Source organism: Chryseobacterium sp. AG363 (assembly GCF_003610675.1).
Classification (GTDB): domain Bacteria; phylum Bacteroidota; class Bacteroidia; order Flavobacteriales; family Weeksellaceae; genus Chryseobacterium; species Chryseobacterium cucumeris.
In genome coordinates this window covers 309538-325341 of the sequence record NZ_RAQF01000004.1, presented here as the reverse complement: position 1 = coordinate 325341, position 15804 = coordinate 309538, and the positions used below count along the sequence as shown (strand labels likewise).

The following is a 15804-nucleotide window of genomic DNA, read 5'->3' as shown; positions in this document are numbered from 1 at the left end:
CATACACCAAATGTCAAAAACCTGATTGACAATAAATGCTCAGGGTTCAAAAAAACAAAATATTACTTATGAAAAATGCCAAATTACTAAGCAGAGATGTTCAGAAAACCATCAATGGCGGGCTTGCTGCCAGACTCGTATGCTGCGAACGCGACGACAACGGAAAATGTACTTTATGGATCGGACCTGGACAAAACTGTCCTTAGTTCTGTTATCTGATAACAATTTTTATAAAGCCGGAAATTTCCGGCTTTATCTTTTTTCTTATCATATATTTTACTTATAACCTGATAATCAAAATTTTATTATAAAAAAATCAACTATAATATATCACAAAATAAAGAAAAATACTATCTTTGATTCACTTCTTTTACACCAAATGTCAAAATCCTGATTGACTTTAAATGTTCAGGGATATACAAAACAAAATATTATTAACTATGAAAAACGCTAAATTATTAAGCAGAGATGCTCAGAAATCAGTCAATGGCGGAGCAGCAGGACGTATTTGCTGTGAGTACAATTACAAAGGACAATGTATCCTGTGGATCGGACCTGGACAATATTGCCCATAGTTCCAATCCTTAGATAACAATTTAAGATAAAGCTGGAAATATTCCGGCTTTATTTTTTAACTTAAATGTTCTTTTACATTCTTTTTATAAGTTCTCCCTAACGGAAGCTCATCGCCGTTTTTCAAAAAAACATGGCTGGAATTATATGAATTGATATGTTCTGATAACACAATATAAGACTTGTGAATTCTGATAAAACCGAAATGTTGAAACTTCTCTTCAAAATTGGACATTCTCTCCAGAATCATATACTTTTTCAACGGCGTCATCAGGACAATATATTCTCCGAATCCCTGTATCCAGAGAATATCTTTTAGAAAAACTTTAGTCATCACATAATTGGATTTGAACATAATAAAGTCTTCCTGCTGCTGACTGCTGGCTGAGCTTTTAAACTGAACAAAATCCTTTGCTTTATGGACTGCTTTTTTAAATGTTTCAAAATCCACAGGTTTGATAAGGTAATGAACAACATCCAGCTCAAAGGCTTTCACTGCATATTTTGTTTCCAGCGTAAGAAAAATACATAGCGGCGGATCAGGAAGCTGCTGCAAAAGCTCTACTCCATTAATCCCAGGCATATTAATATCGAAAACAACAAGATCTACTTTATTGGTTTTCAGAAATGCCAGTGCTTCTTCCGGTTTCTGAAATGAAGCCAGCAGTTCAACCTCTTCAAGCTGATCGCAATATTGTTTTACAAGCTGCAATGCAGGATATTCATCATCTACATTTACGATAGTCAGATTAGCCATTGATAGTAATTGTTAAAGCTATTTTATATTGATCATTTTCTTTCGGGCCGGAATAAAACTCATACTGATCCGGATAAAATTTTTCCAATATATGAATTATGGCTTCATTTCCCAACCCGTGATAATCAGATTCAGCGACAAGAGTTCTCTCTTTCCCGACAGAATTTATAATTTCAAAATACAGTTCAGAGCGCTCAATATAACAGAATAATTTTATAAAAGCGTGAGCATCTTCTCCAATTGCTGAATGTTTTAAAGCATTTTCAAATAATGTAAGGAGTATAGCGGACGGGATTTCCGCAATGTCAAATTCTTCCTGATCTTCAATATCCATGACAATATCAAGCTGATTATTATATTTAAGCTGATACAACGTAGCAAGTGCTTTTAATGAAGAAAATTCCTGAGAAACGGTTACTTTTTCTTTCCCGCTGTCATAAATAATATATTTCAAAAGCTTGCTCAACTGCAAAATAGAATCAGATGTTTTCTCTGAATGGGTAAAACTGTTGGCATATATATTATTAAGGGTATTCAGCAAAAAATGAGGGTTCAGTTTAGACTTCAGCAAATCAAGATAAAGCTGATCTTTTTCTTCTCCAAGGCTGATCACATCCTGTTCTATTAAAAATTTGTCTTTGGTAATTCCCAAAAAAGAGCCCACCAGAATGATGATTCCCTGTGAGATATACACGTTATATAAAAAACCAACGTGGTAGCCTTTTCCACTGAAATCCATCTGAAAAACGGCAGGTTCCCAAAGAATTCTGAAAAGACTGGACCCCAGAAAGAGGATCAAAGCATAGAGGATAAACTCCGGGTATTTATTGGACAAATAGAACCGGGGAACCAGATAATAGTACACCAGATAGTAAATTCCCACATTGAAAATGGTGTTCAAAATAATACTTATCACCAACTGATTTGAATCCAGGAAGTAGTTTTCGGTGAAATAAGTCATCAAAATGAAGATAAAAAGGAAAAAAATGTGCTGAAACCTCAACAAAAATTTCCAACGGTATTTCATAAGACTTTCCAGAATCTTACCACTAAATAAAATTCTGATAATCAATAATATAATAATAAAATTAATGATTAAAAACATAGTCCATACCTTATTTTGAAACGCCTCAAATATAAATATCTTTTTGCCTCAAAATGCAGTTCGTTGAGAAAAACTGTCATTGATTGAAAAATTCCAGAGCCGCTCTTTCTAATAAATATATTTGAAAAAGTACAATATTAACCCAATATTATATGAAAATCAATATAAAATTAACCCTTATTTTATCATTATGTTTATTCAACGGACTTTATAGTCAGAGTAAAGATAATTACAATATGTGGTTTCAGTACCTGATGTCGGCAAAGCTTACCGATAAAAGTACTTTAACTGCACTTACCCAGTACCGTTCCTTCGATCTGGCTTATGATACAAGACTTTTTCTGGTAAATGCCTATGTAGATTATGAAGTAGCTGAAAATATTAGACCTGCAGCAGGAGCTATGTTTCTGATCCTCGAATCTTATAATGCCGACGATTCTAAAAAGATAAGATATGAAAAAAGACCTTTCCAGCAGGTAACTGCGGAGTATTTCATTGGGAGAACCTCCATCTCTAACCGCCTTAGAGTGGAAGAACGTTTCCTCAGCAATCCCGATGAATTTGAGGTAAGAATCCGGTATCTGATCTCTGTCCGTATTCCCTTCAATAAAAAAGGAGAAAAAGAAAAACTCTATGGTATTCTTAAAAATGAAATAAGAATGAATGTGGATAAAACAGAGCCTTTCGACAGTAATCGTATTACCGCAGGCCTTGGAATAAAAGTGGGAAAAAATTCTGCTCTGGAACTGGCCTTTATCAATCAGATGGAAACCGGAAAAACAAGTAACTACGGATTTATAGGCTTCAGAAACAGTTTTGACTGGAGAAAAAAGAAACAACAATAACCTCATTAATATTTATAGATAACTATGCTAACATTTCTTGGTTTTTTAATGATTTTCATCTTCATGATTCTCATCATGAACAAAAAGATGACTCCTCTCACCGCTTTGGTCATTGTGCCGGTAACCATAGCCCTTTTTGCAGGCTTTGGTCCTCAGTTGGGAGACATGATGAAAAACGGTGTCAAAGAAATAGCTCTGACCGGTGTTATGCTGATCTTTGCGATCCTTTATTTCAGTTTAATGATAGATACGGGACTTTTTGAACCGCTAGTGAATATAATTTTAAAAGCAGTTGGAGACAATCCCATCAAAACAACAATAGGAACTGCTGTTCTTACAGCATTGGTTTCATTGGATGGTGATGGTTCATCCACCTATTTAATTGTCGTGGCTGCTATGCTTCCGTTGTATAAAAAACAAGGAATGAATCCGTTGATTCTTACCTGTATTATTATGCTTGCCGGGCAGATTATGAATATTCTTCCCTGGGGAGGACCAACAGCAAGGGTAATGAGTTCCCTGAAGCTTGGCCACACTGAAATATTTGTGCCTATGATTCCTATTATGGCTATAGGGATTCTGTGGGTTATATTTGTTGCCTATATTTTGGGCAGAAGAGAAAAAATACGAATTGCAAAACATGGTAAGTTTACACGCTACAACAGCAATGATATTATTGGCGAAGCAGATCCTTCACTCCGCCGCCCGAAACTGATTCTGATCAATCTTGCTCTTACCATTACCCTTTTGGTAGTCATGATTCTTGATATTGTTCCTTTAGGGATTGCCTTTATGATTGCTTTCTGTATCGCTTCCATCATCAATTATCCCAAATTAAAGGACCAGCAGAAAATCATTTCCAAACATGCAGGAAATGCCCTATCAGTGGCCGGAATGATCTTTGGGGCCGGAATTTTTACAGGAATCCTGAACGGATCGGGTATTATGCAGGCAATGGGAAACAGTATGATAGAAATAGTTCCTAAGAGCTGGGGCGGTTATATGAATATTGTGACAGCCTTATTCAGTATCCCGTTTACTTTTTTCCTGTCTAATGATGCCTACTACTTTGGAATATTGCCCATTATCGTTGCTACCGGTCACCAATTGGGAATTTCACCGGAAATATTGGGAAGAGCAAGTCTTATCGGGCAGGGTTCTCACCTTCTCAGTCCATTGGTTCCGTCTACTTATCTGTTGGTATCGCTGGCGGGTGTGGAGTTTTCAGATCATTTGAAATATACATTAAAGTGGGCCTTAGGATCATCAGTTATCATGTTGCTGAGTGCATTGGTTCTTGGTATTATATAAGGTTATATCTTTGAATTTCGTAATCTTATTATCTATAAAAAAGTGAATGATGAAAACTGTTAAGCAAAAAACATTTACAGACTCGTATTTAAGAAACCTTACTCTGTATGTTTTCACAGCTATTATCTGTGGCGCATTAACGGGTTATTATTTTCCGGAAGTCGGTAAACAGCTGGAAAAGGTAAGCAGTTACTTTTTTATGCTTCTTGAAGTGTTGATCATTCCTGTTATTTTCATTGCGGTGACCTATGGCGTAAGCTATATTTTCAGCACTAAAAATGCTTTTAAAATTGTAATCCAGATGGTTCTGTATTTTTTAATCATCACTTCCATAAGCATTGTATTGGGAATCGGGTCCGGTCTTCTTTTAAAGCCGGGAGCCAACACGGGAATTATTATTTCTTCGCACAAGGCACTTCCGGAAAGATTTTTAACAACAACTACCAACCCTTTACATATCAGCAACTACGTGCTTTTTCTTTTCATATCCATATCTGCGGGAGTTGTGATTGGTATTTCGAAGAAGAGAAATAACATCTTTAAAGCTTTAGACGCAGGAAGAAATCTGTTTTTCAGGCTCATCAAATATGTGTACCTGTTTCTGCCAATAGTCATTTTCTGTAACATCGCTTATGGCATTTCGGTATATGGAATTAATACTTTACTGCCATTAAGTAAAATTGTCGCTACAGTATATCTTACCAGTGTATTCTTCATTTTTGGTATATTAGGTGTTATAACAGCTTACTTTAAAATTAATCTTTGGGATTTTCTGATCAGCATCAAAGAAGAAATCATTCTTGTAGTGGCCACTTCTTCTTCCAAGATGGCATTCCCAATGATCTTTGACAAAATGGAATCACAGGGCTATGACCGGAAAATTCTTCGTCTTATTATTCCTCTTGGATACAATTTCAATCTGGCAGGAGCTTGTATTTATCTTTCTATTTCATGTATTTTCCTCGTTCAGCTTTACAATATTTCCCTTACACCAATGGATTATTTCTGGCTTTTTATCACGATTTCCATTGCTTCCAAAACAGCTTCCGGGGTTCCAGGATCAGGCTTCCTTGCGCTGATGTTTACCTTAAGCAGGTTTGGAAAAATTCCCACCACGGATCTTGCGCTGTTGTACAGTGTAGACCGCTTTATGAACGAAGCGAGATCGGTTACCAATTTCATCGGCATTTCAGTTTCGGCTGCCATTATTTCAAAACTTAATCAAAATTCTATTCCCTTAAAAAATGATATTTCCTGATTTTACACACCTTTTCAATGACATATTAGAAAACCCTGCAAAATCGATAGCCATTATCGGCAATCTGATCCTTATCGAAAGCCTTCTCTCCGTAGACAATGCGGCCGTATTGGCAACCATCGTCATGGACCTGCCCGAACAACAAAGAAAAAAAGCCCTGAAATACGGAATCCTTGGAGCTTATGTATTTCGCGGGCTTGCTCTTATTTTTGCCTCCGTACTCATTTCAGTCTGGTGGCTGAAACCATTGGGAGGATTCTATCTGATTTATATTTCCTTTGACTGGTTCATCAAAAAAATTAAAAACACAAATGATGAAGAAAATCCTGAGGAAAGCCCGAACAAAGAATCCAGCTGGCTGTATAAAAATTCCATCGGATTGCTAGGTCAATTCTGGGCAACGGTTGCTATTGTGGAAGTGATGGATCTTGCTTTTTCTATAGATAATGTTTTTGCAGCAGTGGCTTTTTCAGATAATTTACTTTTAATTACACTGGGGGTTTTTATTGGAATTTTAGCGATGAGATTTATTGCGCAGTGGTTTGTCCGTTTGATGCAGGTATTTCCTTTCCTGGAAACGGCAGCTTTTATTGTCATTGCCATCTTAGGAATTAAATTAAGTCTGTCCTTATACGAGCACTTCTACCCTGCTACCGCATTCGCTCATTTCTTAGGCAGCCATACCATGGAAATTTTAGTTTCCGTCATTACCGTTCTGTTGTTTGTAGTACCGGTAACAACCAGTTATCTTTTGGGATTTCCGGCCCGCAAAAAATAATTTTTCTGCCAAATTTTCACATTCAAAAATAAAAATCTGCCATTTCAGCCATCAGCGTCTCATGGCATACATTTAGAGACTTACAACACAGAAATAATTAAAAAATTAAATATATTATGTCAGTAAACTTTAAACCATTGGCAGACAGAGTTCTGGTAGAGCCAATCGCAGCAGAAACTAAAACAGCTTCAGGAATCATTATCCCGGACACTGCAAAGGAAAAGCCGCAAGAAGGTACTGTAGTAGCAGTAGGTCCTGGTAAAAAAGACGAGCCTACAACGGTTCAGGTAGGTGACAAAGTACTTTATGGTAAATATTCAGGTTCTGAATTGAAGTTGGAAGGTAAAGATTATTTGATCGTAAGAGAAGCTGATTTATTGGGAATTATTGGCTAAGATTTCAGATCACAGACATCAGATTTCAGATTAAAAATCAAATTAAAAAAACTTTTGTTAGTTGTCTAATATCTGACATCTAACATCTAATATCTAATCAAAAATGGCAAAAGAAATAAAATTCGATATTGAATCAAGAGACGCTCTAAAAAGAGGGGTTGATGCATTAGCAAATGCAGTAAAAGTAACTTTAGGTCCTAAAGGGAGAAACGTAGTAATCGAAAAATCGTTCGGTGCTCCACACGTAACTAAGGACGGTGTTTCTGTAGCAAAAGAAATCGAACTTGAAGATAAGGTAGAAAACATGGGAGCTCAGATGGTAAAAGAAGTGGCTTCCAAAACCAACGATATCGCAGGAGACGGTACTACTACCGCTACTGTATTGGCACAGGCTATCGTAAGAGAAGGTCTTAAGAACGTAGCTGCAGGTGCTAACCCTATGGATCTTAAAAGAGGGATCGACAAAGCAGTAACGGCTGTTGTGGAAAACCTTAAATCTCAATCTCAGGAGGTTGGAGATTCTTCAGAAAAAATCAAGCAGGTTGCTTCTATCTCTGCTAACAACGATGATACCATCGGTTCTTTAATCGCTGAAGCGTTCGGAAAAGTAGGTAAAGAAGGAGTAATCACTGTAGAGGAAGCTAAAGGTACTGATACAACCGTAGACGTTGTAGAAGGTATGCAGTTCGACAGAGGATACCAGTCACCATATTTCGTGACGAATCCTGAGAAAATGTTAGCTGAACTAGAAAACCCGTATATCCTTTTAGTAGAGAAGAAAATTTCTTCCATGAAAGAATTGTTACCGGTTCTTGAGCCAATTGCACAAGGTGGTAAGTCTTTATTGATCATCTCTGAAGAAGTTGAAGGTGAAGCTTTAGCTACTTTGGTAGTAAACAAACTAAGAGGTTCTCTTAAAATTGCTGCTGTAAAAGCTCCAGGATTCGGAGACAGAAGAAAAGCAATGTTAGAAGATATCGCTATCCTTACAGGTGGACAAGTGATCTCTGAAGAGCAAGGTTTCACTATGGAAAACATCTCTTTAGATATGCTTGGAACTGCTGAGAAAGTAACCATCGACAAAGACAACACTACAGTTGTAAACGGTGGTGGTGACGAAGCGAAAATCAAAGGAAGAGTAGCTCAGATCAAAGCTCAGATGGAAACAACAACTTCTGACTACGACAGAGAGAAACTTCAGGAAAGATTAGCTAAGTTAGCTGGTGGTGTTGCTGTTCTTTACGTAGGAGCTGCTTCTGAAGTAGAAATGAAAGAGAAAAAAGACAGAGTAGATGATGCTCTACACGCTACAAGAGCTGCTGTTGAAGAAGGTATCGTTGCTGGTGGTGGTGTTGCTTTAGTAAGAGCCATCTCTGCACTTGACAATCTTTCAGGATCTAACGCTGACGAAACTACAGGTATTAAAATCGTGAAAAGAGCCATCGAAGAGCCATTAAGACAAATCGTTGCCAACGCAGGTGGTGAAGGTTCTGTAATTGTTGCTAAAGTAGCAGAAGGTTCAGGAGACTTCGGATACAACGCGAAAACTGATGAGTACGTTCACATGCTTGAAGCAGGGATCATTGACCCAACTAAAGTAACAAGAGTTGCCCTTGAAAACGCAGCTTCAGTATCTGGAATGCTTCTTACCACTGAATGTGTAATCACTGAAGTAAAGAGCGCTGAACCAGCTATGCCAATGGGTGGTGGAATGCCAGGAATGATGTAACAGCGTGTCGCTGAGACAAATTTAATATACTAACCGTTCTACTTTTGTAGGGCGGTTTTTGTTTGGATACGGTTTCCCGTAAGGACTTAACGTACAATCAATTTAAATTTGTAAATCGAATATCATTAACATTCAGTTAAAAATATGAAAACATACAATGACATTTTAAGCGCACAAACTAATTTTGTTGAAAGAAGAAATAAATATCTTGAATTAAATCATAAATTTTATTTAAATTTTATGAAGCAATTAGGTGAAAAAGGAAAAATACCAGATGGTGGGCTTATTAAATATCAAAAAGGGACAAATAAAAACATAAATATTGTGGAAGAATGGGTTGAACTTAATGATGACGAATCTTGCTCAATAAGAATAGGAATCTCTGTTGAAAATATACTTCATATCTTATATTTATCAACAAAAAAACAAAAATCAGACCTTGTTCTAGATATTGTTTCAGACGCTGGTAACAAAAAATTTCTATACCAATTGTCAAGTGAAAATGTTGAAACCTTAAATTTTGATGAAGAAATTACTTTTATTTTTGATATCTTGGTCCAATGCTATGATCAATATAAATACGGTAACTAATCTTTATTATTCTTTCCAACTTCGACAATTGTAAGTGGAATACCAAGAATGATGCAAAAGCATGTCACCGAGACAATTTAATATACTAATCGCTCTGCTTTTGTAGGGCGGTTTTTTTATTTGTAAATTTTAAAACAAAGGTACCTGGATTGGCATCCTTGTCAAGGTTTAAAACCTTGACAAGGATCTGCTGAAATATATTTGAAAATGCAGCTTCTGTATCTGGAATGCTTCTTAAAACAGAATGTGTAATCACTGAAGTGAAGAGCGCTGAACCAGCTATGCCAATGGGTGGTGGAATGCCAGAAATGATATAATAGTGTGTCGTTGAGACAAATTTAATATATAAACCGCTCTGCTTTTGTAGGGCGGTTTTTTTGTTCTTATGGTTTCCCGTAAGAATATATTATCTACAAGTTTTAATTTAGCAAAACATTATAACAATAAGAAAACAAACCTATCATCTGCGTATTTTTATTACGAGTTTGTATATTTGAGAAACAACATAAATTTTATATTAGGAACATGTCAAATTGGTTTGAAGATAATCCAACAAAAAGTATTATTGGTTATACGTTATTGATAATTGGAGCATCATGGGCATTTTATAAATTTACATTTGAAGAAAGTAAAATTGATAATTACAAAAGTCAAATAGAAACTAAACAAGCAACAATAAGTCAATATCAAGCTAGAATTGAGTATCTTGAAGAGGAAAATATTAGATTTAAATCTGAATTGAAAGATTTTGAAGAATGGAACTCTAAGTCTGAAAACCCTACACTTTTTTATAAATCGCAATATGAAAAAACAATTTTATCTAGAATTGATTCAACGAAAACAAACATTCTAGCAAAATCAAATTTAGAAAAAATTATTATAAATAAATCTGAAAGTTACATTAACAAAGATTTAGATTTAATTATTGGATTAAAAGACGTTTCGGTTAATTATGGTACTTATTTAAATATAAGCTACGGAAACAATTTAAATAACATATTTGATAACAAAAAAGTTGGTGAAACAATAATTTTGAAATCTAACAAAGGACAAATCAAAATTACTATAAATAAAATTAATTATGTTTATTCAAATATTGAAATATCAATCCATAAATAAAGCTTTTATTGACATTGTATTATATCTTATTTACCCAAAACATTATTTTTACCGATAAACTAAATAATATGAGATATTTCGATTTTAATCCATTTGGAATCCAATCAATAAAATTAAAATTTAATTGTATTGATTGTAATAATGAAGTAGAAAGTGAGAATATATATATTCCTTCACCAGATTATTCTGCAGATACTTCAAGAGAGAGCCAAGCCGACGAAGATGGCTATGCAGTTTGCTCTAAATGTAAAAAAGATTATGAAATATCCATTTATGTTTCTTTTTCTGGGGGGGATGGTTACATACAAGAATTAGACGAAGAAACCCCGCTTGAAATAATAGAGAATTATGACTATGAATTAGATGCTATTTTAAGTAATAATCACTTTTATGAAAATTTTAAAAATGAAATAAATAAAATCAGTGATCTAAATGATCTAAATATAACTTCTGAAGAGGATAGCAAAAAAGAACGAGATTCTTTTGTTAGTGCTTATGGGATGTTACTACCAGACGAACTAATTGAGACTTTAAGAAAATTATTATATACAAATGTTATTACATGCCTAGAAGCTTATTTATCGAGTGCATACATTAATACTGTAATTTCAAAGCCTCAAAATCTAAAAAAATTCTACGAAACCTTTTTAGAATTTCAAAAAGAAAAAGTTACATTATCAAAACTATATGAACTAAAGGACCAAACTGAGGAAATTGCAAAACAAGCGATGCATAAAGTACTTTATCACAATCTAGATAAAGTAAACGCAATGTTTAAGGATACTTTTGCGATCCCACTTCCAGATTTCTCAAAATTAACAAGATCAATAGAAATTAGACATGATATTGTTCACAGAAATGGCTTTACAAAGGATAATGAACTTATAATTATTACTCAAAATGACATCACAGAATTGATTGACATAACTGAAAAATTTGTATCTGATCTTGATATAAAAATTAATAAACTCTAATTACTACTATTAGAAAAATGAGAAGAATTTTGGGTATACAGAATAACGATTAAATTCCTAGTACAGTTATAAAGTAACTACATTTTTATGCAAATAACAAGAACAAAACCTAACTCTTGGCAAGATTTACAAATAAAAGTTGCTCAAATTTTAGAAAGATGTGGATTTGAAGTCACAATTGAAAAAAAAATAAAAACTGTACGTGGTACGGTAGAAGTTGACGTTTATGCCGATGAAATTATAAATGGCAGGAATTATGTCATATTATGTGAGTGTAAATATTGGGGCACAAATATACCACAAACAACCATTCATGGTTTTAGAACTGTAATATCTGAAATTGGTGCAAATATTGGATATGTAATTACGACAAGTAACTTCCAATCTGGAGCAAAAGAAGCCTCTGCAAATACCAATTTAATTCTACTAACCTGGGAAAGTTTTCAAGAGACTTTCTTTGAAAGTTGGTATTCAAAATATTTTTACAATGAACTTAACAACGGTCTTAGAATTAACAAAGATTATTATTGGGTAGATTGGTTTGATGATCTAACTCCATCAGACAAAGCAATATATAATAATATTAAGAATAAACTTTTAGAATTATCTGAAATAGTGGCATATTTCCCTGCTCCATTTATAAGAGATATTGACAAGAAATTATTTTCAATTCCTAAATTACCATTAGAAAAAAACCTATTTGATATATCTGATTATTATGGTGATCTACCATCGGAAATTTTGAAAGAAGAAAATTATCAAGAATTCTTAGAAATGTGTATCAGTTATAGTCAAAATGTTATTAATGCCTTTGAAAAATTAAATAAAAAATATCAACAGAATTAGTATCTATTACCCATATTAAAAGTCCCTCGCTACCGTACGATTATATCGTGTGGCTTTGATTTAAATTATATTATTGAAATGTTTAATTTATAATATTATAACCACACGAAAGGATTCATGCGGCAGCAGTGACAGTTTTTCTATTAAAATATGGTTTCCCGTAAAGAAGAGAGATTATGAAACCTTAATTTGCATGAAATATAACTAAAATAATTCTATGAGTAATTCATTATTAAAAAGTTTTGAAGTCTTTAATATAGAAGCTTTAACTTTTGTTCATCAAGCATATTTAGAATTCATTACATTTGCCAATAATAGCTCTGACAATAAAAAACTATCTGAAATGCTTTTTATAATTGGTAAAACATTACAAGAAAATCTACAAATTGTATTTAAGCCTCTGGATTCACCGGGACAACCTCCCGAGATTAAAGAACACTATAAAAATGTCGATTTTGATAAAATGATTATGTCTTATACAGATTACTTTATTAAGATATGCTTTACCTATCTTGAACAAATAGATAAATCAATTGCCTAGTTTTTAAGAGTTTTCATTTAACTATGTCTAAATTCAATATGATTACTTCCAACTAAACAAATTGTATAGTTGAAAGAATTCCCCGCTACCGCAAGGATTGCATCGTGTGGCATAAGCCTTTAGATCATACTATTAGAATATTTAAGTAAAACAAAATCCGAAGTCTCCCACTTCGGATTCTTTATATTCTCACCTCATCTAAAATACCTCACTCTCCCATTTCCTATCCCCCAACTTTTACTTATATTTGTTTCTATAACGTACACAAATATGCAAAACAAAAAAATACATCAGGGGAGAAATATCAAGCGTTTTCGGGAGATGTTGGGCATCAAGCAGGAGGCTTTGGCTTTTGATCTTGGGGAAGACTGGAACCAGAAGAAGATTTCGCTTTTGGAGCAGAAGGAAACTGTAGAAGAGGATATTTTAGAAAGGATTTCCCAGATTCTGAAAGTTCCCGTGGAAGCTATTGAGAATATGGATGAAGAACAAGCAGTTAATATTATTGCTAATACTTTTCATGATTCTTCTGCTTTTGCTTATACCGCAAATATAAAACCTACTTTTCATCCACTTGAACAAGTATTAGAACTACATAAAGAAAAAATGGAGTTGTACGAAAGAATGCTGAAAGAAAAAGATGAAATGATGGCCAGACTGGAACAGTTGATTCAGAAATAAAAAAACAAAACTAATAACCAACCCTTCATGAAACTCTATACTTTCATAGCAGTATTATTCTTGCTGTCCTTCAGCTGTGCAAAAAAAGACCAATACAGTGTCGGCCAGCAATGGAACTACAAAACCCGTCCTACCGAAAAAAGTTCTACCCTTACCATATTAAAAATTGAAGAATATCCTGAAACCGGAAAAGTAATTCATATTTCTGTCAGCGGTTTGAAGATGAAAAACCCTGCCAGCCCTACTGGTTATGCAGAAAACCTCAGCCATCTTCCCCTATCAGAAGAAGCTTTGAACAAAAGTATAACCAGCTTGAAAAAGGAAGCCTACAAAAAACCGGACTCCCTTGAAATGGATGGATATTCTTACTGGAAAAAAGAGTTTGATAATGGCAATGCCGGGATATTTACGATTCCTGTTTCTGAGATTGTAAGTACAATGGAAAAATCTATTATTGCAGGGGATTATATTAAGTAAAACTTTATATATTTTCATCCCCTCTAGCACGATTGTATGCTCCCTATTTAAATTTGAACATATAGATGTTCTCAAATGTTAATTGAATATCTAAATTTGGATGTTTGTAACAAAAAAAACAAATTAAGAATGAAAATGAATTGCAACAAATGTAAAAATGAAGTGATTACTCTAAACTTTTCTGAAGAACAAAAACTTGATCTTTATATTTTGATGCAAAACGATTTAAAAGTATTTGCTGAAAAAAAATTAATTGACGAATTCAATGTAGACAAAAATGAAGCAAAAATTATTATTCAACATGTAAACAATAGAAATGGCAGATGTGCAGCATGTGAGTTTGAAAAATTGAATGGAGAATATATTGAATGTCCCAATTGTGGTGCTTTTAATTATAATCTTAATGAACCCGTGTTTAATTTAGAATTTTGCAGTCATTTAGAATGGTCTCTGGATTTTAAAAACATTGAAAATGAAAAGATAAAATATTATGCTAAGTCTTTTTGGTGTGATGGTATAAGTCATTTACCAGAAGACTCAAAATCTCTACTTTATCATAATATTGAAAAAAAAAGGCAAATAATAACAAAAGCCTGGATTGGATATGGTGGCAATGAAATTTATGAAATGAAAATCAAGTTCGGAAAAAAAGCTATAGAAAATTATAAAAATAATAAAAGTTTAATCGAATGCATTCCAGGAAATAATGAACTTCCGAATTGGATAAAGTTATTTATGGAAGATAAAAAGATTGAAATTCAAATAAAATAATAACTGTTGCTAACGTGAGTTTTAACCATTGTAGAAGACAGTAACCTTGCTCCACAAGGTCTCCCGACTTTGCTCCTCGCCTGCTGCCGTACAATTGTATCCTGTGGCTTTGATTTTATATTATAAGAATCTTTAATTGATAATATTATAACCACAGAAGAATTCTTGCAGTATCGGAGGACATTCAGCAGCCTCTAAAAAAATAAAGAAACCCGAAGTCCAGACTTCGGGTTTCTTATACGTATATAATCTCCAATTACTCTGAATTTGGAAAATGTAAGGAACTCAGTATAAATGGGCATTTAAAGTGAATATTGGGCCATTTAATACTGCTGCAATAAATACTTTAAAATATCTGTAGTAGTTACAATACCTTTTAGGTCACCATTTTCTACCACCGGAACAGAATGAAAACTATGTTCGGATAAAATCTCTGCCACTTCTTTTATGGTGGTCTCAGGATTTACAGTGAGAGGGGCTTTTGTCATCACCTGCGAAATAGTAAATACGTCGTATACCACTGCTGACACAGGAACATCCTCCGCATCATCCGATTGTTCTACATCCGCATAGCTGATTTTTAATAAATCACTATAACTTAATACGCCTAATAACTTTTGATTTTCGACAACCGGAATATGCCTGATTTTATTTTTTTTAAATAAATTTTCAGCCTCATACAATGATTGTGTAAGATTGAGTGTAATCAGGTCTTTAGTCATAATTTGGGAAATTGGAACTCTTTGTTTCATAGCATTTTTGTTTAGATTATTGTGAAAATTAACAATGAAAAACGAACCATAAATTCCTTTTTCATACTCAAAGTTAGCGAAGAAACACCCGCCTCATCATACTATTACAGCTGATATTTATCAATTTTCTCCGCTGTATGATATGTTAAATATCATGGTTTCATTTTTGTAATTTTTCAAAGAAACTTCTAACTTTAGTATTTAATTTTCAATAACTTACCAAAAAAACAACTTATCTTTTGCAGACAGACAAGCAGATAATAATTTTGTAGAAAAATATCTTTGCTTAACTAAAAGCATT

Annotated in this window: 19 protein-coding genes; 16 read left to right on the top strand and 3 right to left on the bottom strand. The window is 33.8% G+C overall.

From position 1 onward, the window contains the following. The first annotated feature begins 68 nt into the window (after positions 1 to 68). Both DEU39_RS24465 and DEU39_RS24790 read left to right on the top strand, forming a co-directional pair. Positions 69 to 206 carry a hypothetical protein gene (locus DEU39_RS24465; RefSeq protein WP_183037438.1) on the top strand — a complete coding sequence of 46 codons (138 nt, stop codon included), beginning with the start codon at positions 69 to 71 and terminating at the stop codon, positions 204 to 206. 234 nt (positions 207 to 440) lie between these two features. Beyond that, positions 441 to 575 (top strand): hypothetical protein, encoded by a 135-nt coding sequence (locus tag DEU39_RS24790; RefSeq protein ID WP_262486832.1) that lies wholly within the window; start codon positions 441 to 443, stop codon positions 573 to 575. A 56-nt stretch (positions 576 to 631) separates the two neighbouring features. On the opposite strand, the gene DEU39_RS17820 is transcribed toward DEU39_RS24790, so the two are convergent. Both DEU39_RS17820 and DEU39_RS17815 read right to left on the bottom strand, forming a co-directional pair. After that, positions 632 to 1330, bottom strand: a complete 699-nt coding sequence (locus DEU39_RS17820; protein ID WP_120232841.1) for a LytR/AlgR family response regulator transcription factor — start codon at positions 1328 to 1330, stop codon at positions 632 to 634. Continuing rightward, positions 1323 to 2291: a sensor histidine kinase gene (locus DEU39_RS17815; protein ID WP_228436830.1), complete on the bottom strand. Its 969-nt coding sequence runs from the start codon at positions 2289 to 2291 to the stop codon at positions 1323 to 1325. The genes DEU39_RS17820 and DEU39_RS17815 overlap by 8 nt, the downstream gene beginning before the upstream one ends. Positions 2292 to 2587: 296 nt before the next feature. Here DEU39_RS17815 and DEU39_RS17810 point away from each other — a divergent pair, with 296 nt between their 5' ends. The 14 genes from DEU39_RS17810 (at position 2588) to DEU39_RS17745 (ending at position 14751) form a co-directional block, all read left to right on the top strand. Then, a complete protein-coding gene (locus tag DEU39_RS17810; RefSeq protein WP_120232840.1) occupies positions 2588 to 3280 on the top strand; it encodes a DUF2490 domain-containing protein in 693 nt (230 codons plus the stop codon). A 24-nt stretch (positions 3281 to 3304) separates the two neighbouring features. Beyond that, positions 3305 to 4591 (top strand): CitMHS family transporter, encoded by a 1287-nt coding sequence (locus DEU39_RS17805; RefSeq protein WP_062675892.1) that lies wholly within the window; start codon positions 3305 to 3307, stop codon positions 4589 to 4591. A 46-nt stretch (positions 4592 to 4637) separates the two neighbouring features. Then, complete coding sequence (locus tag DEU39_RS17800) at positions 4638 to 5849, top strand: cation:dicarboxylate symporter family transporter (RefSeq protein WP_228436828.1); 1212 nt, start codon at positions 4638 to 4640, stop codon at positions 5847 to 5849. Next, complete coding sequence (locus tag DEU39_RS17795) at positions 5836 to 6627, top strand: TerC family protein (protein WP_120232839.1); 792 nt, start codon at positions 5836 to 5838, stop codon at positions 6625 to 6627. Before DEU39_RS17800 ends, DEU39_RS17795 begins: the two co-directional genes overlap by 14 nt. Positions 6628 to 6743: 116 nt before the next feature. Continuing rightward, a complete protein-coding gene (groES, locus tag DEU39_RS17790; protein ID WP_002976538.1) occupies positions 6744 to 7022 on the top strand; it encodes a co-chaperone GroES in 279 nt (92 codons plus the stop codon). A gap of 103 nt (positions 7023 to 7125) precedes the next feature. Next, positions 7126 to 8751, top strand: coding sequence for a chaperonin GroEL (gene groL, locus DEU39_RS17785; RefSeq protein ID WP_062675889.1), 1626 nt, complete (start codon positions 7126 to 7128; stop codon positions 8749 to 8751). Between the two features lie 144 nt (positions 8752 to 8895). Further along, positions 8896 to 9342, top strand: a complete 447-nt coding sequence (locus DEU39_RS17780) for a hypothetical protein (protein ID WP_120232838.1) — start codon at positions 8896 to 8898, stop codon at positions 9340 to 9342. Between the two features lie 525 nt (positions 9343 to 9867). Next, a complete protein-coding gene (locus DEU39_RS17775) occupies positions 9868 to 10461 on the top strand; it encodes a hypothetical protein (RefSeq protein ID WP_120232837.1) in 594 nt (197 codons plus the stop codon). A 68-nt stretch (positions 10462 to 10529) separates the two neighbouring features. After that, entirely contained in the window at positions 10530 to 11435 is a 906-nt protein-coding gene (locus DEU39_RS17770) for a hypothetical protein (RefSeq protein WP_120232836.1), read from the top strand. An 87-nt stretch (positions 11436 to 11522) separates the two neighbouring features. After that, entirely contained in the window at positions 11523 to 12281 is a 759-nt protein-coding gene (locus tag DEU39_RS17765) for a restriction endonuclease (RefSeq protein ID WP_120232835.1), read from the top strand. 217 nt (positions 12282 to 12498) lie between these two features. After that, entirely contained in the window at positions 12499 to 12822 is a 324-nt protein-coding gene (locus DEU39_RS17760) for a hypothetical protein (protein WP_120232834.1), read from the top strand. Between the two features lie 270 nt (positions 12823 to 13092). Beyond that, the gene (locus tag DEU39_RS17755) at positions 13093 to 13503 is read left to right on the top strand and encodes a helix-turn-helix domain-containing protein (protein ID WP_088584448.1); all 411 of its coding nucleotides are present in this window, start codon (positions 13093 to 13095) and stop codon (positions 13501 to 13503) included. 27 nt (positions 13504 to 13530) lie between these two features. Beyond that, complete coding sequence (locus DEU39_RS17750) at positions 13531 to 13980, top strand: hypothetical protein (RefSeq protein ID WP_120232833.1); 450 nt, start codon at positions 13531 to 13533, stop codon at positions 13978 to 13980. A 129-nt stretch (positions 13981 to 14109) separates the two neighbouring features. After that, positions 14110 to 14751: a hypothetical protein gene (locus DEU39_RS17745; RefSeq protein ID WP_147367613.1), complete on the top strand. Its 642-nt coding sequence runs from the start codon at positions 14110 to 14112 to the stop codon at positions 14749 to 14751. Between the two features lie 323 nt (positions 14752 to 15074). On the opposite strand, the gene DEU39_RS17740 is transcribed toward DEU39_RS17745, so the two are convergent. Beyond that, the gene (locus DEU39_RS17740; protein ID WP_062675879.1) at positions 15075 to 15503 is read right to left on the bottom strand and encodes a CBS domain-containing protein; all 429 of its coding nucleotides are present in this window, start codon (positions 15501 to 15503) and stop codon (positions 15075 to 15077) included. Positions 15504 to 15804: the final 301 nt, after the last annotated feature.